This window comes from Hyalangium minutum, from assembly GCF_000737315.1.
GTDB lineage: Bacteria > Myxococcota > Myxococcia > Myxococcales > Myxococcaceae > Hyalangium > Hyalangium minutum.
Window position 1 is genome coordinate 16,757 of sequence record NZ_JMCB01000034.1, and the last position, 25,970, is coordinate 42,726.

7 protein-coding genes are annotated in these 25,970 nt (G+C 69.7%); all 7 read left to right on the plus strand.

The features are described from left to right. The 7 genes from DB31_RS43510 to DB31_RS43540 are packed head-to-tail and all read left to right on the plus strand — an operon-like array spanning window position 1 to window position 25,943. On the plus strand, window positions 1-1,701 hold the full coding sequence (locus DB31_RS43510; RefSeq protein WP_044199770.1) for a 2-oxo acid dehydrogenase subunit E2: 1,701 nt from the start codon (window positions 1-3) through the stop codon (window positions 1,699-1,701). Then, entirely contained in the window at window positions 1,698-8,186 is a 6,489-nt protein-coding gene (locus tag DB31_RS43515; RefSeq protein WP_052420711.1) for a type I polyketide synthase, read from the plus strand. Before DB31_RS43510 ends, DB31_RS43515 begins: the two co-directional genes overlap by 4 nt. After that, the gene (locus DB31_RS46160) at window positions 8,183-13,642 is read left to right on the plus strand and encodes a type I polyketide synthase (RefSeq protein ID WP_063769319.1); all 5,460 of its coding nucleotides are present in this window, start codon (window positions 8,183-8,185) and stop codon (window positions 13,640-13,642) included. The genes DB31_RS43515 and DB31_RS46160 overlap by 4 nt, the downstream gene beginning before the upstream one ends. Before the next feature lie 6 nt (window positions 13,643-13,648). Next, entirely contained in the window at window positions 13,649-18,352 is a 4,704-nt protein-coding gene (locus DB31_RS46165) for a type I polyketide synthase (RefSeq protein WP_044199773.1), read from the plus strand. Window positions 18,353-18,357: 5 nt separating this feature from the next. After that, a complete protein-coding gene (locus DB31_RS43530; RefSeq protein ID WP_052420712.1) occupies window positions 18,358-23,847 on the plus strand; it encodes a type I polyketide synthase in 5,490 nt (1,829 codons plus the stop codon). 48 nt (window positions 23,848-23,895) lie between these two features. After that, the gene (locus DB31_RS43535) at window positions 23,896-24,579 is read left to right on the plus strand and encodes an ABC transporter ATP-binding protein (protein ID WP_044199776.1); all 684 of its coding nucleotides are present in this window, start codon (window positions 23,896-23,898) and stop codon (window positions 24,577-24,579) included. Then, window positions 24,576-25,943 (plus strand): ABC transporter permease, encoded by a 1,368-nt coding sequence (locus DB31_RS43540; protein ID WP_044199779.1) that lies wholly within the window; start codon window positions 24,576-24,578, stop codon window positions 25,941-25,943. The genes DB31_RS43535 and DB31_RS43540 overlap by 4 nt, the downstream gene beginning before the upstream one ends. The last annotated feature ends 27 nt before the right edge of the window (window positions 25,944-25,970 follow it).

The following is a 25,970-nucleotide window of genomic DNA, read 5'->3' on the forward strand; positions in this document are numbered from 1 at the left end:
ATGGGACTGGTCTATGCCCTCCCCGATCTGGGTGAGGGAGTCGCGGAAGCGGAAGTCGTTCACTGGTGGGTGTCCGAAGGCGATCGCGTCGAGGAAGACGCGCCCATGCTGGAGGTAACCACGGCCAAGGCCACCGTGCAGGTGCCCGCGCCGGGGAAGGGCGTGGCGCTGCGGGTGCTCGCGCGCAAGGGAGACAAGGTCGAGGTGGGCATGCCGCTCATCGTCATCGGGGAAGCCGGTGAGGATGCGGATGCGCTGCTGCGGCAGTGGAGCCCCGCGGGCCATTCAGCCGCTCCCGCGGCTCCCACGCCGCAGCCCTCTGCCCCAGCGCCAGCGCCGCGCTCGATCCAGGCGCTCCCGAGGGTGCGCAAGCTGGCCGAGCAACTCGGTGTCTCTCTGGAGGCGATTGCCAAGAATGGGCCCATCACCGAGGAGGACGTGCGCGCGGCGGCGGCCTCTTCCACGGCCCGCTCTCTGCCCGGGCCCGCCCGGAAGCCGGAGCCCACGCCCACAATTCCTGCCCAGGGCGTGAGGGCCCGAGTGCCCCTGAGCGGGATGCGCCGCACGGCGGCCGAGCACCTCACCCGGACCCAGTCGATTCCGGCGGTCACAGTGGTGGAGGAGGCCTCCTTCGACACCTTGGATCTGCTGCAAGGGTTGCTGGGCGTCAGCTATGTCCCGTTCCTGATTCAGGCGGCTGTCTCCGCGTTCACCGAGGTGCCGGAGATCAACGCCCTCTTCGACGAGAAGCTGCAGGAGCTGGTGATCTACGACCGGGTGGATCTCGCGATCGCGGTCCACACCGAGGAGGGGCTGGCTGTCCCCGTCATCCACGACTGCGCGAAGATGACGCTGCGGGAACTGGAGGCCCGGGTGCAGGAGTTGGGCACGCAGGCCCGGGCTCGGAAGCTGAGCCTCGCCGACAGCATGGGCGGGACGTTCACCATCACCAGCCCAGGCGATGCCGGAGCCTTGCTGGCCACGCCTCTGCTCAATGTGCCTCAGGTGGCCATCCTCGGTCTGCACCGGCCCACGCGCCGGCCCGTGGTGGCCGACGGCGAGCTGCGCGTGGGGCTCGCGGCCCATGTCACCCTGACGCACGATCACCGCGTCATTGATGGCCTCACCGCCTGCCGCTTCCTGCGCCGGATCACGGAGCGCCTCTCGCACCCGCTCCAGGCGCTGGACGAGGGTGTGTTCCGTCCTGGCTCTGCCCCCAAGGCTACGGCGGAGGCTGCGGCCGGGCAGCGTTCCCCCATGGGAGGTCCGGAGCAGCCGGGGAGCCCTGCCACCGGCCAGCCTGGAGAGCTGGCTCGCGAGCTGTCGAGCTTGGATCCGCGCAAGCGCCGTCTCCGGCTCGAGGCCTTCTTGGATACCGAGCTGCTGCGGCTCATGAAGCGCACGCGCGCCATCGATCGGAAGTCGACCTGGAAGGATCTGGGCTTGGATTCGTTGGTCGCGGTAGGGCTGCGAAACGTGCTGGTGCACGCGCTCGATCGCTCGCTGCCTGCCACCCTCCTCTTCAACCGCACCACGCCCGCGGCGCTCGCCGAGCACCTGCTGGGAATGCTCGAGGATGACCCGCCCGAAACCCAGGAGATGGATCCAGACGCGCTCCTCGCGAGCTTGAAGGGTCTGCCAGAGAACGAGGCACGCGCTCGGCTCGCGGAGCGGCTGGCGGCGGGGATGGAGCGACGATGAAGCCCGCGGTGCCCTCTTCCACTCTCGAGCCCATTGCCCTCATCGGCATGGCGTGCCGTTTTCCCGGCGGTGCGGACTCCCTGGATGACTTCTGGAAGCTGCTCCGCCAGGGCACGGACGCCATGGCCGCGGTCCCCGCTGACCGCTGGGACGCGGCCGCCTACTACGACGCCGACCCGAACGCCTCGGGGAAGATCCATGCTCAGCGCGCCGGTTTCCTCCGGCAGGTGGATCAGTTCGACGCCGAGTTCTGGGGCATCTCCGCGCGCGAGGCCGAGAGCATGGATCCTCAGCAGCGGCTGCTGCTGGAGGTCGCGCACGAGGCGCTCGAGCACGCGCTGCAGCCCACCGAGGAGCTCGCCGGGAGCCGTACGGGCGTCTTCGTGGGCATCTCCACGGATGACTACGGGCGGATGATGAGCCCGTCTGACGTCTACTCGGGCACCGGCGCGTTCTTCAGCGTCGCCGCAGGGCGCCTCTCCTATCTGTTGGATCTGCGGGGGCCCGCAATCTCGGTAGACACCGCCTGTTCGTCATCCCTGGTGGCACTGCACCTGGCCTGCCAGAGCCTGCGCTCCGGAGAGTGCGATCTGGCGATCGTGGCGGGCGTCAACGTCATCGCCAGCCCGGACAAGAGCATCTACTTCTCCAGCCTGAGGGCCTTGTCGCCGGATGGCCGGAGCAAGACGTTCGATGCCAGCGCGGATGGCTACGGCCGGGGCGAGGGGTGTGGCGTCCTGGTGCTGAAGCGGCAGACGGACGCCGCGAAGCAGGGGGACCGTGTGCTGGCGCGGGTGCGTGGCACGGCGGTCAACCAGGATGGGCGCAGCAATGGATTGACCGCGCCCAATGGCCTGGCCCAGGAAGCGGTGCTGCGAGAGGCGCTCTCGCGCTCGGGCCTGAAGCCGGGGGATCTGCAGTACATCGAGGCGCACGGCACGGGCACACCTCTCGGGGATCCGATCGAGATCGAGGCGCTCGGGTCCGTGCTGTGCCAGCGGCGATCTGCTTCGGATCCGCTGCTCGTCGGATCGGTGAAGACGAACATCGGCCACCTGGAGGCGGCCGCAGGCGTCGCGGGCATCATCAAGGTGGTCCTGTCCCTGCAGCACAAGCAGATCCCACCGCACCTGCACCTGAAGAACCCGAACCCGCTCATTCCCTGGAACGAGCTGGCCCTGAAGGTGCCTGTCGATCTGACCCCGTGGCCCTCGCGCGCTTCTCGGATGGCAGGGGTGAGCTCGTTCGGAATCAGTGGGACCAACGCCCATGTCATCCTCGAGGAGGCTCCTGCTGAGCCGCCCCCGGCTCCCGTCGAATGGGATGACTCCAAGGGCGTGCTGCTGCCCCTCTCCGCTCGCTCCACTCAAGCCCTGCGCTCCCTGGCTCTCTCCTACGCTCAGCTCCTGGACTCCGGCTCCTTCGACTCTCTGCTGCCTCAGCTCTCCTTCTCTTCAGGCACTCGCCGCTCTCACCACCCCCACCGCCTGGCTGTCGCTGGCCGCTCTCCCCAGGAACTGGCTGCCTCTCTTCGCTCCTTCTGCGAGCAGCCCTCCTCTCAGCCTCGCTCCTCTCCTCCCAGAATCGCCTTCGTCTTCCCGGGCCAGGGCTCTCAGTGGCTTGGCATGGGCCGACAGCTCTACTCCTCCGAGCCTGTCTTCCGTCAGGCTCTCGACTCCTTTGACGCCGCCGTCCTCAAACTCTCTGGCTGGTCCATTCTTCAGGAGCTCTTCTCCGACGCTCCTCACCCTCGCCTTCTCTCCGACGTCGACGTCATCCAGCCCTGCATCGTCGCCCTCCAGCTCGCCCTGGCCTCCCTCTGGCGCTCCTGGGGCGTCGTCCCAGAAGTCGTCATCGGCCAGAGCATGGGCGAAGTCAGCGCCGCTTGCTTCGCCGGCGCTCTGTCCCTCGAGGATGCTGCTCGCGTCATCTGCGCTCGCAGCTCCCTGGCCAAGCGCACCAGCGGCCAGGGCGCCATGGCCACCGTGGAACTCTCCTCGGACCAGCTGACTCCTCTTCTCGAGCCCTCCGTCTCCATCGCCGCCATCAACGGCCCCTCCTCCTGTCTCGTCTCAGGCGAGGCCGCTGCCGTCCATCGCCTCATCTCTTCTCTCTCCTCCTCTGGCGTCTTCTGCCGCCCCGTCAAAGTCGACTACGCCTCTCACAGTCCTCAGATGGAGCCTCTTCGCCAGCCTCTGCTCGACGCACTCCACGGCGTCTCGGGCCTCAACTCCCTCATCCCCCTTCGCTCCACCGTCACCAACTCCTGGCTCGACGGCTCTCAGCTCGGGCCCGACTACTGGTTCTCTAACCTCCGTCAGCCCGTCCTCCTCTTCCCTGCTGTCCATTCCCTCCTCTCTGAGGACTCCATCGACCTGCTCCTGGAGATCAGCCCTCACCCTGTCCTCATTCCCTCCCTGGAGCAGGCTGTCTCCCTGGCCAAAGTCGACTGCGCTGTCCTTCCTTCTCTTCGCCGCGAGCAGCCTGAGCGCCTCACACTTCTCTCCTCTCTGGCCGCCCTTTTCTCTCGCGGCTTGAACCCACACTTCTCCAACCTCCTCCCTCCTTCCCTCAAGCCTCTCCCTCTTCCCTCTTACCCCTGGCAACGAAAGCGGCACTGGATCGCAGCCCCTGCGCGCACGGGTGCCGGACGCCCACAGGATGCCGGGGCCCATCCGCTGCTGGGACACGGACTCGTCTCCTCGGTGCAGCAAGGGGCCCGCCTCTGGGAGACCGAGCTCAGCCTCCAGGGAGTGCCGTACCTCTCCGAGCACACGGTCGAGGGGAGGCCCATCCTCCCCGGAGCGGCCTATCTGGAGATGGCCCTCTCCGCAGCAGTCCAGGCTTTCGGGCGTGGCACCTTCACTCTGGAGGATGTCACCCTGCACGAGGCCATGGAGCTGCAGGAATCGGCTCCTCGCACCGTGCAGCTCGCGATGACCGAGACCCGCACGGGGGCTGGCTCCTTCCGCATCTCGAGCCGCGAGCCCACAGCGAGTGGCACGGGAGGATGGACGCTGCATGCCAGCGGCACCGTTCATGTGGAGGCCGCGAGCCCGTCCGCGACCGAGCGGCACGACCTCGGCGCCACCCAGGCCCGCTGCCCTGAGCGCGTCTCGAGAGACGCCCACTACGCCTCGCTCCAGGCCCGGCGGCTGCAGCACGGCACAGCCTTTGCCGGCATCGTCGATGTCTGGCGCTCCTCGAACGAGGCGCTCGCCCGCATCTGCTCACCCGAGCGTCGAGCCTTCGATGGCCAGTCCTACCGGATCGATCCCGCGCTCCTGGACTCTGCGCTCCAAGCGTCCCTGGCGACGCTGAGCGGGTATCCGTCCTCCCAGAACTCCGCGCCCGTGGTCCCCACCGGTTGGCAGACCGTGCGCGTGCATGGCATCCCGAATCATGCCGGTGAGCTGTGGAGCCACGCCTCGCTCAAGAGCCACGATGAGGCAGCGGGCGAGACTCGGGTGGACCTGGCCTTGCTGGACTCCTCGGGACGCGTGCTCGTCGAGGTGCTCGGCCTGCGCATGAAGCGGCTAGGATCCGCGGCCAGCTCGGCCCGCTCCGTCCTGGCCATCGAGTGGCGCGCCGCTCCCGCAGCCGAGACTCCGGCCCGACAGCCCGGCAGCACTCAGGGGGCTTGGGTCCTGGTCTCCCAAGAGCCTGACGAGGCTCTGGCCGCGGCGCTCCAGCAGCAATTGGAGGCGCATGGAAGGTCCGTGCTCCGCATCCACGCGGGCCGTCTCGCTGCCAGTGGCGGGCCAGCGGCCTCGGATGCGTTGCTTCAGGAGGCGCTGGGCAACGCCACCTCGTGCGAGGGCGTCGTCCTCCTCGCCAGCCCCGCGGCGGGTACCTCCGTGGAGCCAATGTCCGCAGTGGAGGCAGGTGAGCCGGCGTGGTCGAGTGCCCTCACCCTCGTCCAGACCCTGACGCGGAGGCGCTGGCGCGATGCCCCACGCCTCTGGCTGGTCACCCGGGCAGCCCAACCGTTCGGCTCCAGCCCCTCGGAAGGTTCACTCACCACCTCACCCCTCTGGGGCTTCGGGAGGACGCTCGCGTACGAGCACCCCGAGCTGCGGTGCACCCGTGTGGACCTGGGTTCCCTCTCCGGCAAGGAGGAGGCCGAGCGCCTGGCCGCGGAGCTCCTGTCCGAGCCCCGCGAAGAGGAGATCGCGCTCCGCCCGGACGGACGGTATTCCGCCCAGCTCGTGCAGCGGGAGCCGCGTCCCCCTGCCCTGATCACCGCTCCCGCGAAGGGGCGGCCCTTCCGGTTGGAGATCGATGCTCCAGGCTCACTCGATCGCCTCTCCCTGCGAGAGACCGAGCGCCGCGCTCCAGGCCCTGGCGAGGTGGAGATCGCCGTCAAGGCAGCGGGTCTGAACTTCCTCGACGTCCTCGTGGCGCTCGGCGTGATCACCAACGATCCCCAGGCTCCGTCGTCCTTCCTGGGCGTGGAGTGCGCCGGGACCGTGGTCTCCACGGGCGAAGGCGTCACCGGCCTACGTCCGGGAGACCGGGTGGTGGCGCTCGTGCCCGGCGCGTTTGCCTCCTTCATCACGACGTCCGCCCACCTGGTCTCGCCCATCCCCGGCACGCTCACGTTCGCGGAGGCGACGACCCTCCCGATCGCCCACACCACCGCCTACTTCGCCCTGGCCCACAAGGCGAGGCTCGCGAAGGGCGAGCGCGTCCTCATCCACTCCGCCGCGGGAGCCGTGGGCGAGGCAGCCCTCCAGTGGGCCCGCCATATCGGCGCGGAGATCTTCACGACCGTGGGTACCGAGGAGAAGCGCGAACACCTGAAGTCGCTCGGGGTGCGCTTCATCTCCGACTCGCGCTCGCTGCGCTTCGTGGAGGACATCCGCGAGTGGACGGGCGGCGAAGGCGTGGATGTCATCCTCAACAGCCTCTCGGGAGAGGCCATCCCCAAGGGCCTGGAGCTGCTCCGCGACGATGGGCGCTTCATCGAGCTGGGCAAGCGGGACTACCTGGACAACGCGCAGCTCGGCTCGCGGCCCTTCCTCAAGGGGTTGTCCTTCTCGCTCGTGGACCTGCGCGCCATGCTGCTCAAGCGGCCGGAGCAGCTGGGCCAGCTCCTGCGAGAGGTGCTGGCGCTGGTGGAGCAAGGCACGCTGAAGCCCATCCCGCACCGCGCCTTCCCCATCGCCGAGGCTGCCGAGGCCTTCCGCGCCATGAGCCAGGGTCGGCACCTCGGGAAGCTCGTTCTCGAGTTCGAGGAGACGTCGACGCCCATCGCCGCGCCGCGCTGGGCAGGCCACTTCCGGCCGGATGCCACCTACCTGGTGACGGGTGGACTCGGCGGACTCGGGCTGTCCCTGGCGCGGTGGATGGTGGAGCGAGGCGCCCGGCACCTCGTGCTCGCCAGCCGGAGTGGCGCGGACTCCAAGGTAGAGGAGCCTCTGGCAGCCCTGAGACGCACGGGCGCGGAGGTTCAGGCCGTGCGCGCGGATGTGGCGAACCGGGCCGAGGTCGCCCGGTTGCTGGAGGGTATTGCCACCTCGGGCCGACCCCTGCGCGGCGTGTTCCACCTGGCGGGTCTGCTGGACGATGCGCTGCTCGCGCAGCAGGACCGGGAGCGCTTCCGCCGGGTGTTGGCGCCCAAGGTGGACGGAGCGTGGAACCTGCACGTGCTGACCCAGGACCTGCCGCTGGACCTGTTCGTCCTCTACTCCTCGGTGGCGTCGCTGGTGGGCTCGCCTGGGCAGGCCAACTACGCCGCGGCCAACGCGTTCCTCGACGCGCTCGCGGAGTACCGGCGAGCCCACGGATTGCCGGCGCTCAGCCTCGGCTGGGGGCCCTTCTCCGAAGCCGGACTCGCGGCCGCCCAGGCCAACCGCGGCAGCCGCGTCCAGGAGCGTGGCATGGCGAGCCTCACTCCCGCCGAGGGCGAGACGCTGCTCGCGACCCTCCTCGGCCGGGACGAGGCCCACGTCGGCGTGGTCCAGTTGGATGTCCGGCAGTGGCTGGACTTCTATCCCACCCTGGCTTCCTCCACCCTCTTCTCGCAGTTGGCGCGGGGCTCCGAGGGCGCTACCCGCCAGGACGCGGCGCCTCGCCAGGCGATCCTCGCAGCGGCACCCGAGCGGCGCAGGATGCTGATGGAGCGCTTCGTCCGTGACCAGCTCGCCCGCGTGCTGCGAGCGGACCCGACGCATATCCCCGCCACTGCGCCGCTCAAGACGCTGGGCCTGGACTCGCTCACGGGCCTGGAGCTGCGCAACCGGCTGGAGTCCGGGACGGCGCTCAAGCTGTCGTCCACGCTGATCTGGACCTACTCGAGCGTGTCGGCGCTGGCGGAGCACCTGCTGGGGCTCATCGCGCCGGTGGAGCCTCAGCCCCCGAGCAGCGCTCCGCCAAAGCAGACGGAGGAAGAGCGGCTGTACGCAGAGGCCAAGACCATGTCCGACGAGCACCTCATGGCCGAGCTGGCACGTGAGCTGGAAGACGCGGAGCAGGAAGCATGACACCTGACCCGAACAACCTGCGGGAGCTGCTGGAGCGCGCCACCGTCCAGGTGAAGAAGCTGCGCGCGGAGAACAAGTCCCTGCGCGGCGCTCGCGAGGAGCCGATCGCCATCATCGGCATGGCCTGCCGCTTCCCGGGTGCGAAGGACCTGCAGGAGTACTGGCGCCTGCTCAGCCATGGCGTGGACGCCATCCGGGAGATTCCTCCCGAGCGGTGGCCCGCGGGGCCCGAGACGGAGGAGCTGCCGGCGGTGCGCTGGGCCGGGTTGCTGGACTCCGTGGATGGCTTCGATGCCGAGTTCCATGGCATCAGCCCCCGCGAGGCCGCCAGCCTCGATCCCCAGCAGCGGCTGCTGCTGGAGGTGAGCTGGGAGGCGCTGGAGGATGCGCTGCAGCCCGTCAGCGGGCTCATGGGTGCGCCGGTCGGCGTGTTCGTGGGGATGTCGTCGGTGGACTACCAGCACCACATGCTCGCCCGCCCGCCCGAGGAGCTGGATGGGTACTCGGCCACTGGAACCATGACCAGCGTGGCCGCGGGTCGCATTGCGTACACGCTCGGGCTCCAAGGTCCCTGCGCGGCGGTGGACACAGCGTGCTCGTCGTCGCTGGTGGCGGTGCACCTGGCCTGCCAGAGCTTGCGCGATGGGGAGAGCCAGCTCGCCCTCGCAGGCGGAGTGAACCTGCTGCTGTCGCACGATTGGATGGTGGCCGCGGGGCGGACGCAGTCGCTCTCTCCAGATGGGCGCTGCCGGACCTTCGACGCGGGCGCCAATGGGTTCGTGCGTGGCGAGGGGTGCGGCATCCTCGTGCTCAAGCGCCTGTCCGATGCGCTTCGCGATGGAGACCGCATCTGGGCGCTGCTGCGCGGCTCGGCCATCAACCACGACGGCCGCTCGGGGGGGCTGACCGTGCCGAACGTCCTCTCGCAGCAGGCCTTGCTGCGCAAGGCGCTCGAGGCAGCCCGCGTCACGGCCGCGCAAGTGGGTTATGTCGAGGCGCACGGCACCGGAACCTCGATCGGTGACCCCATCGAGCTGGAGGCAATCAAGGCGGTGCTCGGGGCTCCGCGCGAGAATGGCGCCCCCTGCGCCGTCGGCTCGGTGAAGACGAACGTGGGCCACCTGGAGGCCGCCGCGGGGGTCGCGGGCATCATCAAGGTGGCGTTGTCCCTCAAGCACCAGGCCATCCCCCGCCATCTCCACTTCCGCACGCTCAACCCTCGAATCTCGTTGGAGGGGACACCGTTGGTGATCCCCACCGAGGGACTCCCCTGGAAATCGGGAGAGGCCCCGCGCTTCGCAGGGGTGAGCTCGTTCGGAATCAGTGGGACCAACGCCCATGTCATCCTCGAGGAGGCTCCTGCTGAGCCGCCCTCGGCTCCCGTCACCTGGGATGACTCCAAGGGCGTGCTGCTGCCCCTCTCCGCCCGCTCCACCCCAGCTCTGCGCTCCCTGGCCCTCTCCTACGCTCAGCTTCTGGACTCCGGCTCCTTCGACTCTCTGCTGCCTCAACTCTCCTTCTCCGCGGGCACCCGCCGCTCTCACCACCCCCACCGCCTGGCTGTCGCAGGCCGCTCTCCTCAGGAGCTGGCTGCTTCTCTTCGCTCCTTCTCCGAGCAGCCCTCCTCTCAGCCTCGCTCCTCTGCTCCCAGAATCGCCTTCGTCTTCCCGGGCCAGGGCTCTCAGTGGCTCGGCATGGGCCGCCAGCTCTACTCCTCCGAGCCTGTCTTCCGTCAGGCTCTCGACTCCTTTGACGCCGCCGTCCTCAAACTCTCTGGCTGGTCCATTCTTCAGGAGCTCTTCTCCGACGCTCCTCACCCTCGCCTTCTCTCCGACGTCGACGTCATCCAGCCCTGCATCGTCGCCCTCCAACTCGCCCTGGCCTCCCTCTGGCGCTCCTGGGGCGTCGTTCCCGAAGTCGTCATCGGCCAGAGCATGGGCGAAGTCAGCGCCGCTTGCTTCGCTGGCGCTCTGTCCCTCGAGGATGCTGCCCGCGTCATCTGCGCTCGCAGCTCCCTGGCCAAGCGCACCAGCGGCCAGGGCGCCATGGCCACCGTCGAGCTCTCCTCCGAACAACTGACTCCTCTTCTCGAGCCCTCCGTCTCCATCGCCGCCATCAACGGCCCCTCCTCCTGTCTCGTCTCAGGCGAGGCCGCCGCCATTCATCGCCTCGTCTCCTCTCTCTCCTCCTCTGGCGTCTTCTGCCGCCCCGTCAAAGTCGACTACGCCTCGCACAGTCCTCAGATGGAGCCTCTTCGCCAGCCTCTGCTCGACGCACTCCACGGCGTCTCGGGCCTCAACTCCCTCATCCCCCTTCGCTCCACCGTCACCAACTCCTGGCTCGACGGCTCCCAGCTCGGGCCCGACTACTGGTTCTCTAACCTCCGTCAGCCCGTCCTCCTCTTCCCTGCTGTCCATTCCCTCCTCTCTGAGGACTCCATCGACCTGCTCCTGGAGATCAGCCCTCACCCCGTCCTCATTCCCTCCCTCGAGCAGGCTGTCTCCCTGGCCAAAGTCGACTGTGCCGTCCTTCCCTCTCTTCGCCGCGAGCAGCCTGAGCGCTTCACCCTGCTCTCCTCTCTGGCCGCCCTCTTCTCTCGCGGCTTGAACCCTCTCTTCTCCAACCTCCTCCCTCCTTCTCTCAAGCCTCTCCCTCTCCCCTCCTACCCTTGGCAGCGACAGCGGCACTGGCTGCCTGCTTCGAAGTCCCAGAGCGCTCGCACCGACGATCACCTCCCTCCTGGAAAGCGGGTGCAGTCACCCGCGCTCGAAGGCGTGCTCTACGAGTCCCGACTTCGTCCAGACTCGCTGAGCTGCTTCGAGAGCCACCATTTCGAAGGAGGCGTGCTCGCTCCGGCGACCTGGATGCTGTCGCTCGCCCTGGCTGCCGCTCGGGACTGTCTCGGCGACGGCGAGGTGGTGCTCCGCGAGGTGACCATCCCTCGGCCCCTCTTCATCCCTGACGAGGAAGAGCGGTCGATCCAGCTCGTGCTGTCTCCAGACGCCCGGAAGCCATCGCGCTTCGAGCTGTTCGCCGCGATCGAAGGAGCAGACGCCGAGGCCGATTGGGAGCTCTGTGCCGAAGGCTCATTCCACACGAGGGGGCCGACGGCGGCCCCGGCTCGCCTCGATGTCAGCGCACAACGCCAGCGGCTCTCGCCTGTGGCGGAGGCGGAGATCGCGGCCCGGGTCGACGCAGCGGGTCCGTCCCCCTGGACGACCACGCTCCACTCCGGCCAGGGAGAGATCCTGTGCGGGATCCGCGCTCCTCAGCCCGGCGATCGCCTCGATCGGTTCCGGCTCCACCCGGATCCCCTCAACGAGGCCATCGCGGCACTCCTCCGCAGCTTCGGCATCGAGAAGAACACCTACGCGCCCGTGGCATTCGGCCAGGTGCACTTCCTCTCGAGCGCGCACGGTCCCGTTTGGATCCACGGCACCGTGGAGCGGCGCGAGCAGGCCGGGCGCACCAGCTTGAGCGCCAACCTGTGCCTCTACGACGAGGCGGGACAACCGCTGGCGGCGCTGTCGGACCTGACCTTCGTGCCGGCGTCGCTCGAGGCGCAGCTCCGCAAGAGCGTTGGCCTGCTCCGGAGCTCCCGCTATGAGCTGGCCTGGCAGCCCCTGGAGCTCGCTTCTCCCGCTCGCAAGCGTGCCCCCGGAAGCTGGCTCATCTTCCAGGATCGCTCCGGAGTGACCGAAGCGTTGGCTCAGCTGCTCGAAGCGGAGGGCCACCGCTGCGTGCGCGTCGAGCACGACACGGAAGATCCCCGGACCACGCGCTACGATCAGCTCGTCGCGAGCAACTCCGGGACTCCTCCCCTCGTGGGTGCGATCTACGGCCGGGCGCTGGAAGCCAATGGCCTGGAGACCTGCGCCGGTGCGCTGCGGTTGGTCCAGGCGCTCGCGACGGTGCCGGGCGCGCGGCTCTGGATTCCCACCCGGGGCGCATGGTCCGTGGCGGAGGGAGATCAGCTCGGCTCGCCCGATGCGGCAGCGCTCTGGGGGTTCGGCCGGGTCGTCGCCAGTGAGCATCCGGAGCTGGCCACCCGCCTGATCGAGCTCGATCCACGGCTGGCCCCGGAGACCTGCGCCCGCCAGTTCCTCCGCGCCATCTCCGGTGAGAGCACGGAGGATCAGCTCGCCTTCCGCGGTGACCGCACCCTGGGCCTCAGGCTGAAGCGAGCCCGTGCGGCGTCCAGCACGGCTCCCGTGACCTTGTCCCCTGAGGCGACCTACGCCATCACCGGTGGCTGGGGAGACCTGGGCCTCGCGGTGGCCGAGTGGATGGTACAGAACGGTGCCCGCCACCTCGTCCTGCTGGGGCGCTCCCAGCCCTCGGAAGAGGGGGCGCGGACCCTCCGCCGGCTCGAGGAGCAGGGAGCCCGCATCCTGCTGGCACGCGCCGATGTGAACAATGAGGCCGCGCTGCGCGAGGCGCTCGACCGGGCAGAGCGCGAGCTGTCCCCTCTGCGCGGCATCATCCACGCCGCGGGCCAACCGCACGAGACGCTCATCCGCAACCAGGAGTGGGCGGACTTCGAGCGGGTCTTCGCGTCCAAGGCCTCCGGAGCCTGGAACCTGCACCTGGCGACCCAGAACCGGAAGCTCGACTTCTTCATCCTGTTCTCATCCATCGCCGGCACGCTCGGGTTCGGCGGCATGGGCAGCTACGCGGCGGCCAACGCCTATCTGGACGCGCTCGCTGCCTACCGCCAGCAGCGCGGACTGCCAGCGCTGAGCATCGCATGGGGCCTGTGGGATCGCGGCCTGAGCGAGGATCGGGCCCGGCGCTCGGAGGGAATCGGGCTTCGGGCCTTCCCCACCGACGAGGGCCTGCAGGCGCTCGGGGCGCTCCTCGGGGAGAAGGGGCCGCAGGTCATCGTGGCCTCGATGGACTGGAGCCGCCACGCTGCCCAGCGGGCCGGGAGCGGAGTCCCGCCGCTGCTCACCGAAGTAGCGGGAGCCCTCACGCGCGACCCTGCACGCAAGGGCCGGCTGGAGGAGCTGAGCCAGAAGCTCGCCCCGCTGGCCGGGAGCGATCGCGAGCACGCGGTGCGCGAGTACGTGAACGGGCTGGTGGCACAGACGCTCGGCTACCCGCCGCACCACCCGTTCGATCACAAGCGCGGACTGTTCGATCTGGGGTTCGACTCGCTGATGGCGATGGAGTTCCGGCGGCGGCTCTCCGCGGACCTGGGCCGCCCGTTCCCCGCCACGTTGGCCTTCGATCACCCCAGCATCCAAGCCTTGGCGGCGCACCTGCTGGCCAGCGTCTTCGCTCCGGGCGAGGCCACCGCCCCCCCACAGACGCCGACGCGAAGCACCCCTCCTCCGGCTCCCGTTCCTGGCACCGACCTGAACGCCGCGGAGATCGCGAAGCTCTCCGAGGCGGAGGTGGCGTCGCAGATCCGGGCCATCTTCGACTCGCTGTACCCCCCTCCCCCGAGGCGTTGAGACACCATGGCACCCCCACTGCCAAGAGAAGGGCTCACCCCGCTCCAGCAGGCACTCCTTGCCCTCAAGGAGATGCAGCGCCGCCTGGACGCCCAACACGAGCCCATCGCCATCGTCGGGATCGGCTGCCGGTTTCCCGGCGGCGTTTCCGGCCCTGAGGCCTACTGGAAGCTCCTCTGCGACGGAGTGGACGCGACGGGCGAAGCTCCGAGCGGCCGCTGGGATGCCGATCGCCTCTTCGATCCAGATCCCACCACTCCCGGCAAGCTGCACGTCCGCCGGGGTGCCTTCCTGAATGACATCGAGTCCTTCGACCCGTCCTTTTTCGGCATCTCCCCCCGAGAGGCGGCGAGGATGGACCCGCAGCAGCGGCTCCTGCTGGAGGGAGTCTGGGAGGCGCTCGAGGACGCAGGACAGCCGACCGAGCAGCTCATCGACTCGGACACCGGCGTCTTCATCAGCGGAGCCCCGAGCCAGTACCTCCAACGCTTCAGCGACAACCTGACCGAGTTCGATGCCTACGCGCTGACGGGCAACATCCCCTGCACCCTGTCCGGCCGCGTCTCGTACGTGCTGGGACTGCGGGGGCCGAACCTCTACATCGATACCGGCTGCTCGGCCTCGCTGGTCGCCATCCACCTGGCGTGCCAGAGCCTGCGCTCTCGCGAGTGCCAGCTGGCGCTCGCCGGAGGTGTCAACGTCATTATGTCCGCGGACATGATGGTGGGACTCTGCAAGACGGGAGCACTGGCACCCGACGGGCGGTGCAAGACCTTCGATGCCTCGGCGAACGGCTTCGCGCGCGGAGAGGGCTGCGGCGTGGTGGTGCTCAAGCGACTCTCCGACGCGGTGGCGAACGGTGATCGCATCATCGCGCTGGTGCGCGGCTCCGCGGTGAACCACGACGGCCGCAGCAGCGGGCTGACGGTCCCCAGTGGACCCGCGCAGCAACAGCTCATCCGCAGGGCACTCGAGAGCGCCCAGGTGTCACCCGCGGACGTCAGCTATGTCGAGTCGCACGGCACGGGCACCGAGCTGGGCGATCCCATCGAGGTAGGCGCGCTCGCGGCGGTGTATGGGCGTCTGTCTGGCAGACCGTCCCCCTGCGTCCTCGGGGCGGTGAAGAGCAACCTGGGTCACCTGGAGGCAGCCGCCGGCATCGCGGGCTTCATCAAGGCCGCGCTCAGCGTCAACCGGGGGGAGATCCCTCCCAATATCCACTTTTCGCAACCCAACCCGAAGCTGCCGGTGGAGGACGAGCCCTTCGAGTTCCCGACTCGCCTGACGCCCTGGCCGGCCGCGGAGCAGCGGTTCGCCGCAGTGAGCTCCTTCGGGCTCGGCGGGACCAACGTGCACATCATCCTGGAGCAGCCTCCCGCTGCTTCGGAGCAGACTCCTCGCTCCGCCGAGGAGCGGCCGGTCCATGTGCTCGCGCTGTCCGCCAAGAGCGAAGAGGCGCTTGTGGAGCAGGCGCGGCGGTTCTCTGCCTACCTGGCCGCGCACCCCGAGCTGAGCGCCGCGGACGTGTGCCACTCCGCCAACCGCGGACGCACGCGCTTCGCCCACCGGCTCTCCTTGACAGGGGCCTCGGCGGAGGAGCTCCGTCGCGAGCTGGACGCGTTCGCGGCGTCCTCACCTGGGCGCGGGCTCGTGCGCGGGGTGGTGGACGACAGCCGCCGTCCGAAGATCGCCTTCCTCTTCACTGGGCAGGGCTCTCAGTACGTGGGGATGGGGCGCGAGCTGTACGCAACGCAGCCTGTCTTCCGCGAGGCCATCGACCGCTGTGCCTCCCTGCTGGAGGGCAAGCTGTCCGCTCCGCTCACCTCCCTGCTGTTCAACGAGGAGAGCCCGGCCGACCAGACGGGCAACGCGCAACCCGCCCTCTTCGCGGTGGAGTACGCCCTGAGCGAGCTGTGGCGCTCGTGGGGCATCGTGCCGGACGCCGTGGTGGGCCATAGCGTCGGGGAGATCGTCGCGGCCTGTGTCGCGGGGGTGCTCACGCTGGAGGATGGGCTGACGCTCATCGCCGAGCGGGCCCGGCTGATGCAGTCGCTCCCGTCCGGAGGCGCGATGATGGCCCTTCGCGCCACGCCCGAGCGTGTCCAGGCGGCCCTCGTGCCGTACGCGCAGACGGTGTCCATCGCCGCCATCAACGGGCCGGATCGGGTCGTCATCTCGGGCGAGCGCGCTGCGGTCTCGGCGATCGCGGCCACACTCGCCTCCGAGGGAATCGAGGCCAAAGAGCTGCGCGTCTCGCACGCCTTCCACTCACCGCTGATGGAGCCGGTACTGGAGCCGTTCCAGCAGGCGATCCAGGCGCTGACCTTCTCCCCGGCGCGAATCCCCTGGCTGACGAACCTGACGGGCAAGGCTCAGGAACGCGTCGACTCCGCGTACTGGGTCCGGCAGATCCGCGAGCCGGTCCGATTCGGGGACGCGATGGCCACGCTGGCGGAGATGGGCTGCGAGCTGTTCGTCGAGCTCGGCCCGCACCCCACGCTCTTGGGGCTGGCTGCGGAGTGCCTGCCCGAGGAGCGCTTCACGGGCTGCCCCTCGCTCCGGCGCGGTCAGGCGGACACGCGGATCATCACGGGGAGTGTCGCGCGCCTGCACGTGGCGGGAGCGGCCATCGACTGGCGCGGCTTCGACGCGCCCTATTCACGGAAACTCGTTCCGCTGCCCACGTACCCCTTCCAGCGGCAGCGCCACTGGGTGGAGTTCACACCCGCCCGGTCCGTTGCCTCCGCACCGGCTCCGGCCGCCGAAGCCGACCAGGAGGCCTGGTATCACGCGCTGGAGTGGCGAGAGGCGCCGGTCCCTGCGAGCCCGCCCGCGTTCTCGGAGAAGGGGCACTGGATCGTCTTCGCCGACCGGGGTGGCGTGGCCAAGGCTCTGACACGCCAACTCGCGGAGAGAGGCGAGAGTTATCGGCTGGTGCGCCCACTCGGCGCAGAAGGCACGGGTGTGGACGAAGTCTGCGTCGATCCTCAAGTCTCCGAGGAGCTCGAGGCGCTGCTCACCCGCGAGCGCCAGGAGGCGGGTAGACCCCTCCGCGGGATCGTCCACCTCTGGAGCCTCGACGCCCCCTCTACGCCGGAGTTGACGGACGAGACGCTGGCGCACGCGCAGCAACTGAGCTGCGGCAGCACCCTCCATCTGATCCAAGCCCTGGCGCGCAGCGGCACTGAAGAGGGCTGCCGGCTGTGGTTGGTGACCCGCGAAGCCATGGAAGCAGGCGGGCGCGCGAGCCTCTCGGTGGCCCAGGCGCCGCTGTGGGGCCTGGCCGGGGTCATCGCGGCGGAGCACCCGGATCTGTGGGGCGGAGCGATCGATCTGGAGCAAGCACCGGAAGACATCCTGGCCGCGAGACTCCTCGCGGAGCTCAGCTCGAGGGACGGAGAGGATCGCATCGCGTGGCGCGAAGGCCGTCGCCTCGCAGCCCGCCTGGTGCGCACCACGCCTGCGCCCAAGCAGGTCCTCACGATCAGACCGGACGCGACCTACCTCGTGACAGGAGGGCTCGGCGCGCTGGGACTCGCCACCGCCCGCTGGCTCGTCGAGCGGGGCGCGCGGCATGTGGCCCTGGCCGGCCGAAGCAGGAACGAACAGGCCACAGGCCCCATCCAGGAGCTGGAACGCTCGGGCGCCACGGTTCGCGTCTACCAGGCTGACATCTCCGAACAGACCCAGGTGAAAGCGCTCCTGGCCTCCATCGCCCAGGAGGGCCCGGCGCTGCGCGGCATCCTCCACGCCGCCGGAGTGGTGGAGGACGGCTTGCTGCTCAACCAGCGGTGGGACCGGTTCGCGTCCGTGCTCGCCCCCAAGGTGCGCGGCACCTGGAACCTCCACGCCGCGGCTCCGGCGCTCGACTTCTTCATCTCCTTCTCCTCGGTGTCCTCGCTGCTCGGCGCGCCCGGCCAGGGCAACTACGCGGCGGGCAACGCGTTCCTGGACGCGCTGGCCCACCATCGGCGTGCACAGGGAGCTCCCGCGCTCAGCATCCACTGGGGTCCGTGGGAGGTCGGCATGATGGCGCGGCTGGACGAGCGCCTCCGGAAACGCGCCGCTGGGCGCGGCTGGGGTGTCCTCTCCGTCGCGCAGGGCCTCCAAGCGCTGGACCGGGTCATCGGCGATGGACGCGCGGAGCTGGCCGTCCTGCCAATGGACTGGACATCCCTCGGAGAGGCGGGAGGCCGCGTGCCTCCGCTGGTCCGCGAGCTCGTCCAGTCCGGCGGGAGTGGATCGGCGGCCCCGAAGCCCGACCCGGTGCGCATCCTGCGCGAAGCCCTCCAGGCCGCACCGCCGGCCGAGCGGCCGCAGATGGTCGAGCTCCAAGTCGGCCGAGAGGTCCGCAGCGTCCTCGGGCTCGACTCGGGAGAGGGCGGTGGGCATCTCGATCCACGCCACCGTTTCTCCGAGCTGGGCATGGACTCGCTCATGGCCGTCGAGCTCAAGAACCGGCTCCAGCGCGAGCTGGGCGTGCGGCTGTCGCCCACCACCATCTTCAACTACCCCAGCGTGGCCGCGCTGACGGCGCACCTCCTGGAGCTGCTGGCCTCGTCTGACCTGTTCCCTCAAGCGACCCGGCCGCCATCTACGGCGCCTCAGGCCGCGCCCACGGAGGCCCTGCCCGAGGCTCCCGTGCCCGACGATCTCTCCGATGAAGCGCTGATCGCCCTCATCGCCCGTAAATACGAATCCCGCAGCTGAGCACCATGGCCCCCCAGAAACCCGCCCCCTCGCCCCTGCAACAAGCGTTCTTCGTCATCCGCGACCTGGAGTCCAAGGTGGCGGCGCTGACCTCGGAGCCAATCGCCATCGTCGGCATGGCGTGCCGCTTCCCCGGCGGCTCCAACACTCCGGAGGCCTTCTGGGATTTGCTCGAGAAGGGCCGGGACGGCGTGGTGGACGTGCCCGCGAACCGCTGGGACGTGGGTGCCACCTTTGATCCGGACCCGGACGCACCGGGGAAGATGTACACCCGCCAGGCAGGGTTCCTCGGCCCCATCGATCAGTTCGATGCCCGCTTCTTCGGCATCTCCCCGCGAGAGGCGATCCACATGGATCCCCAGCAGCGGCTGCTGCTCGAGGTCAGCTGGGAAGCGCTCGAGCGCGCCGGAGTGGCACCTGGGGGCCTCTCGGAGACACGGACGGGCGTGTTCGTGGGCGCGAGCCCCAGTGACTACGCGCAGCTCCACTTCCACGCGGGGGATCCGTCCGTCATTGACGTCTACGACGGCACGGGCAACGCGAGCTGCTTCACCGCGGGCCGGCTCTCGTACGTGTTGGGCGTGCAGGGCCCGAGCCTCATGGTGGATACGGCGTGCTCCTCGTCGCTGGTGGCCGTGCACCTGGCCTGCCGCAGCCTGCGCAGCGGAGAGTGCGACGTGGCGCTCGCGGGCGGCGTCCAGCTCATGGTGACGCCCGAGACCTTCATCTTCCTCTCTCGGGCGCGCGCCCTGGCACCGGATGGCCGGTGCAAGCCGTTCGATGCCTCCGCGAACGGGTACGGCCGAGGAGAAGGCTGCGGCGTCGTTGTCCTGAAGCGCCTGTCCGCGGCCCAGGCCGCGGGCGATCGCATCCTGGCCGTCATCCGGGGCTCGGCCGTCAACCATGATGGGCCGAGCAGCGGGCTCACGGTCCCCAATGGGCGCGCCCAGCAGGCGCTCTTGCGCAGTGCCCTGGAGACCGCCGGTGTCTCGCCTACGGACGTCGGCTACGTCGAGGCGCACGGCACCGGCACGTCGCTCGGGGACCCCATCGAAGCAGACGCCCTGGCCGCAGTGCTCGGTACGGGGCGCTCGCCCCAGAAGCCGCTGTGGATTGGCTCCGTCAAGAGCAACATCGGCCACCTGGAGTCCGCGGCGGGCATCGCCGGGCTGATGAAGGCCGTGCTCACGCTGAAGCACCGGATGGTGCCCCCAAGCCTGCACTTCTCCCGCCCCAACCCGCACATCGCCTGGGATGAGCTGCCCCTGCGCGTCCCCACTGCCCCCATGGCCTGGGAGGAGAATGGCAAGCCCCGCATCGCGGGCGTCAGCTCGTTCGGCCTGAGCGGCACCAACGCCCATATCGTCCTCGAGGAGGCGCCCTCGACAGAGAGCCCCGCTGTGAATTCCGCCGAGGGTCCTCGGGTCCTGTCCCTGTCCGGACGCTCGCCCTCGGCGCTGGAGGCGCTCGCCTCGTCCTGGAGCGAGGCCCTGAAATCACCCTCGCTCGAAGGATCGCTGGAGGCCATTGCCTATACCGCGGGCGTACGCCGCACCCACCACGAGCATCGTCTGGCGGTCATCGGGAGCACTCGCGCCGAGTGGGCCACGGGGCTGGAGGCCTTCCTCCGCGGCGCCGCTCACCCGGGCGTGGTCTCGGGGCACGCGGAGCCGGGAGCACCCGCGAAGGTCGTCTTCATCTTCCCCGGCCAGGGCTCGCAGTGGATCGGCATGGGGCGCGAGCTGATGGCCTCGGAGCCGGTCTTCCGCGAGGCGCTCAGCGCGTGCGCCGAGGCCTTCCGTCCCTACGCACAGTTCTCCCTGCTGGAGGTGCTCCAGGCCAGCGACACGGCGCAGCTGGAGCGGATCGACGTCATCCAACCCGTCCTCTTCGCCATCGAAGTAGGGTTGGCGAAGCTCTGGCGCGCCTGGGGCGTGGAGCCGGCTGCGGTGGTGGGCCACAGCATGGGTGAGGTGGCGGCGGCGCACATCGCAGGGGCGCTCTCGCTGGAGGACGCGGCGCGGGTCATCTGCGAGCGCAGCAAGCTCATGCTCCGGCTTCGGGGCGCCGGGGCGATGGCCGTCGTGGAGCTGCCAGCGGACGAGGCCGAAGCGGCCCTCGGAAGCGAGAAGGACCGCGTGTCCATCGCGGCGAGCAACAGCCCTCGCTCGACGGTGCTCTCGGGTGACACCGCCGCCATCGACGCGCTGGTGAAGCGGTTCGAGGCGCTCGGCGTATTCGCGCGGCGGGTCAAGGTGGACGTCGCCTCGCACAGCTCGCAGGTGGATCCGATCCTGGAGGAGCTGCGTGGCAAGCTCGCAGGCCTCCAGCCGCGCCCCGGCATCCTCCCCCTCTTCTCTACGGTCACCCGCGAGCGGACGGACGGAGCCTCCTTCGATGCGGGCTACTGGGTGCGCAACCTCCGCGATCCCGTGCACTTCTCGCACGCCATCCAGAGCCTCCAGCAGAGCGGGCACACGCTCTTCCTGGAGATCAGCCCCCACCCCATCCTCTTGGCGTCGGTCGAGCAGACGCTGAAGGGGAACACCGCGGCACGCGTGCTCCCATCGCTGCGCCGCGAGCGTCCCGAGCGCTCCAGCCTGTTGGAGTCCCTGGCCACGTTGTACACGCGCGGGTACGCGCTCGACTGGCGCAAGCTGCACTCCGCGCCTCTGCCTGTCGTGGGGATGCCCACCTACCCGTGGCAGCGGGAGCGACTCTGGGTCAGCCGCCCGGCACGCCAGGGAACGGCGGTGGACGTGGACACCTCCGCCGTCCGGCCACTCGCCGGGGACCGGCTGCTCACACCCGGCGAGGAGATCCACTTCGTCCGCAAGGTGAGCGGGGTGGACATGCCCTACCTGGAAGATCACCGCGTCTTCGGCGAGGTCGTCGTCCCCGGCGCCTTCCACCTGGCCACCCTGCTCTCGGTGGCGGACGAGCTGGTGGGCCCAGGGGGCTGTGTCGTGGAGGCGCTGGCGTTCGCGCAGGCGCTGGTCCTCGCTGAGCAGGAAGCACCCTCGGTGCACCTGACGGCGACACCGGTCGGCGATGGGCGGATGCGCATCCGACGCGCGAGCCTGGATCCAGAGCAGGGCCGTGCCGGAAAGTGGCGCGACCACGCCACCGCGACCCTCGCGCCCCTGGGGAGCGCCCGCGCGCCGGACGCGTCCGTGCGCCCGGGACTCGAGCTGGCCTCGAAGCAGGTCGTCGAAGCCGACACGGCCGCCTTCTATGCCGGCGTGAGCAGCCGAGGCATCGAGCTCGGGCCCTCGTTCCGGTGGATTCGGAAGCTGTGGGTGGGGCCGGGAGAGTCGCTCGCGCTGCTGGAGGCGCCTGCCTCGCTCCAGGGTCCCAAGCTCCCGGTGCACCCCGCTCGGATGGATGCAGTCTTCCAGGCCTTCGCCGCCGCGGTGCCCGACAGCTCGACCACGACGTTCGTCCCCTTCGGGCTGGAGCGGCTCGTGTTCCACGGGGCTCCCGAAGGCGCCTGGTGGTGCCACGCGACCTGCCGGCCCGAGCAGGGAGGAGAGCTGTGGACGGGAGATGTCCGTCTCTACGCCGAGGATGGCCGAGCCATCGCGCACCTCGAGGGGCTGCGCATGAAGCGCGCCTCCCGCGAAGCCTTCCTGCAACGCGGCGGGAACAAGCCCGTGTGGGCCGACTGGCTCTTCGAGCAGCGCTGGGAGCGCCAGAGCGTCCCGGGCACCGCCTCGGCCCCCACCTCGCCAGGACGCTGGCTGCTGTTCGCCGACCGGCACGGAGTCACTACCGGGCTCGCGGCGAAGCTCACCGCGCAGGGGGAGACGTGCGTCACGGTCACGCCCGGCCTGCGCTACGAGCGGCTCAGCGACACCGCGTACACGGTGGCTCTGGAGAGCGCTGGAGACTTCCCTCGGGTCCTCGCTGCCGCCCAGGAAGGAGGCCCGCTGCGGGGTGTCGTCTTCCTCTGGGGCCTGGACTGCGAGCCGCCCACGGAGACGGGGCTCGCCTGGCTGGCGGACGCGGAGGCGCGCGGCTGCGGAGGGCTGCTGCACGTCGTGCAGGCACTCGCCTCCAGCTCGTTCCGCAATCCGCCGCGGCTCACCGTGGTGACGCGGGGAGCCCAGAGCCTCGGCGACGAGGGCCCCGTCCCGGCGGCACAGACGATGCTGTGGGGCATGGCCCGCAGCCTGGCCTACGAGCAGGATGCGTTCGGGCTCGCCCGGATCGATCTGCCTCCCTCCAGTGACGCCGGTGTCCTCGATGCCCTGGCCCGCGAGCTGGTGGCTCCGGACGGCGAGGAGGAGCTCCTCCTGCGCGGCTCGGATCGCTATAGGGGCCGCTTCTCGCGTTGCTCGGAGCTGGGCACCGCGAGCACCGAGCTCCGGATTCGCGAGGACGCGAGCTACCTCATCACCGGAGGCCTGGGGGGCCTGGGGTTGTCGGTGGCTCGTTGGCTGGTGGGCCGCGGCGCCCGCCACCTGGTGCTGGTGGCCCGTGGAGGCGCCCGAACGCCAGAGCAGCACGAAGCCCTCGCTGCGCTCAAGGAGCTGGGAGCGGAGGCCACCGTGGTCCAGGCCGATGTGGCGGACCCGGCGCAGCTCTCACACGCCCTGAACGAAGCCGGAAGGCGAGCACCTCTGCGTGGCGTCATCCACGCCGCGGGTGTCCTGGATGACGGCTTCGTGGCACAGCAAACAGTGGAGCGGCTCCGCCGGGTCATGGCCCCCAAGGCAGCGGGAGCATGGAACCTGCACACGCTAACGCGAGACCTGGACTTCTTCGTTCTCTACTCCTCGGCAGCCTCACTCGTGGGCTCGCCGGGGCAGAGCAACTACGGCGCGGCCAATGCCTTCCTGGACGGGCTCGCCTGGCACCGGCGCTCGCTGGGGCTGCCCGCCCTCAGCATCAACTGGGGCGCCTTCTCAGAGGTAGGACTCGCGGCCCAGCAGGAGAACCGCGGCGAGCGGCTGGGCAAGCGCGGCTTCGGGGCCATCTCTCCGGAGGCGGGCCTGGAAGCACTGGCAGGCTTGCTGCAGAGCCGCTTGACGCAGGTGGCCGTCACCCCGCTGGACGCGCGTCAGTGGGTGGAGTTCTACCCGCAGCTTGCCAGCTCGAAGCGCTTCTCTGAGTCCGTACGGGAGGCACGGCGCACCCGGCGGGCCACCGCGGACGGCGCGACGCTGGAGTCCCTGCGCGCGGCGGCCCCGAAGGAGCGGCTGGGGATGCTCGAGGGGCTGGTCCGCGATCAGGTCGCACAGGTCCTCCGCCTGGAGTCCTCCTCCATCGAGCGGCAGACGCCGTTCAAGACGCTGGGCTTCGACTCGCTCATGGGCCTGGAGCTGCGCAACCGCCTGGAGGCCACGCTGGGCCTGACGCTCTCGGCCACGCTCGTGTGGACGTACCCGACACTGGAGACCCTGGCCCCGCACCTCGCGGACAAGCTGGGCCTGTCTCAGAGCGCCGAGCCCCAGCCCACTCACCTCGTGGCTGTGCACGGCACGCTCGAATGATGAAACGCCTGTAAGCCACCTCCCGCTGTGACGCCGGAGCTGCCACCTATGTCAGTCGACGCCATCGTCTCGTTGAAACAGGTGCACAAGAGCTATGCGCTCGGGGAGACCCGGGTGCAGGCCCTGCGGGGCGTGGACCTGGAGCTTCACCGGGGTGAGTTCACCGCACTCGTGGGGCCCTCGGGCTCCGGCAAGAGCACCTTGCTGCACCTCGTGGGGTGCATCGATGAACCGGACTCGGGCAGCGTCCTCTTCGATGGGACGGACGTCGGCAAGCTGGACGACAACGCGCGCAGCCGGCTGCGCAACCACAAGGTCGGCTTCATCTTCCAGTCGTTCAACCTGGTCCCGGTGTTGAGCGTCTACGAGAACATCGAGCTGCCGCTGCTCATCCACCCGAACCTCACGCCCACCGAGCGGCGAGAGCGCGTCAAGGCGGCGATCGCGGACGTGGGACTGGAGGAGTTCGCCCAGCAGGTGCCAGACAAGCTCTCGGGGGGCCAGCGCCAGCGCGTCGCCATTGCCCGAGCCCTGGTCACCCAGCCGCTGCTGGTGCTCGCGGACGAGCCCACCGCCAACCTGGACTCGGTGACGGCGCACCGGATCATCGATCTGATGTTGGAGCTGAACGAGAAGCGGAAGGTGACCTTCCTCTTCTCCACGCACGACGAGAAGCTCATGGTGCGCGTGGCCCGGACGCTCCACCTGCAGGATGGAGCGCTGCGCCCATGAAGGGGGCCTGGAAGCTGGCGCTGCGAGGACTGCGCCGCAACCAGCGGCGGAACCTGGCCACGGGCATGGCCATCGCGCTGGGCTATGCCGGGATGGTGCTGCTGAGCAGCTACATCCTCAGCGTGAACGCCTACCTGCGGACGGTGGCCATCTACCTCCAGAACTCGGGCCACCTGTCCATCTACCGAAAGGAGGGGCTGGAGCTGCACAAGGTGCGGCCGGTTCGCTACAGCCTCTCGGCGGATGATCAGGCCGCCATCGCGGAGGTGCTGGCGGCGGACTCGAACGTGGAGCTGTCCGTCCCCTTCCTGCTGGGGACAGGCATGGTGGGCAACGGCTGCAAGTCCGTCCCCTTCACCGCCCGAGGCGTGGATCCCGAGCTGGAGCGGCGCATCCGCACCCACTCGGACGTGCTCGCCACCACGCCCGAGCTGTCCAAGCCGCTGCGAGGGGGGGACCTCGCCAACCACTCCAGCGTGGCCAATCCGCTGGAGCTCAGCGCGGGGCTCGCCCGGATCCTGGGCAAGCCGCAGGTCCTGGATGAGCTCCAGGGGACCGCTTCTGGCCCCACCACGCTCATCCGTGACTGCCAGTCCCCCGAGGCCGCAAAGAAGATCGCCGCCGAGGCCACCGTGCAGTTGGCGGGCTCGGGAGACGCCGGTGGGTTCTCCGCCATGGAAGGAGAGATGGTGGGCGTCATCTCCACGGGACTGACGACGACCGAGGACAGCACAGTGGTGGCGCCGCTGGGCGCCCTCCAAGAGCTCTACGGCACGGATCGGGTGACCTATGTGGCGGTCTTCCTCCGGGATGCCTCTCGCATCCCAGCCCGGGCGGCGGAGCTGCAGGCGAAGCTGCAAGCGAAGGGGCTGGATGTCTCCGTCCACCCCTTCACCGATCCGGCGGTGAATCCGTTCTACATGGGCACGGTGGGCTTCCTGGGGGTGATGGCGGGCTTCCTGGGCATCGTCGTCTTCGCGGTGGTAGCGCTCTCCATCCTCAACTCGATGACCCTCAGCATCCTCGAGCGAACCCGGGAGATCGGAACGCTGCGCTCGCTCGGGTTCACCCGGACACAGCTGCTAGGGCTCTTCGTGCGCGAGGGGGTGGTACTGACCGCGCTGGGCGTGGGCTGCGGGCTCGTCTTGGCCGGGGTGACGGCGGCGCTCGTCAACCTGCGGGATGTCCGCGTCACCCCACCGGGGGTACCGGGTTCGATGCAGCTCGTGCTGACACCCAACCCCGGGCTCTGCCTGGGAATCGCCGCGATCCTGGGAGTGCTCTCCCTGATCGCCACAGTCATCGCCACCCGGCGCCGGACGCGCCAGAACATCGCCCATCTGATCACCGCGTTGACGGGGTGACCCGCGCGCGACCAAGGAGATCTGTGC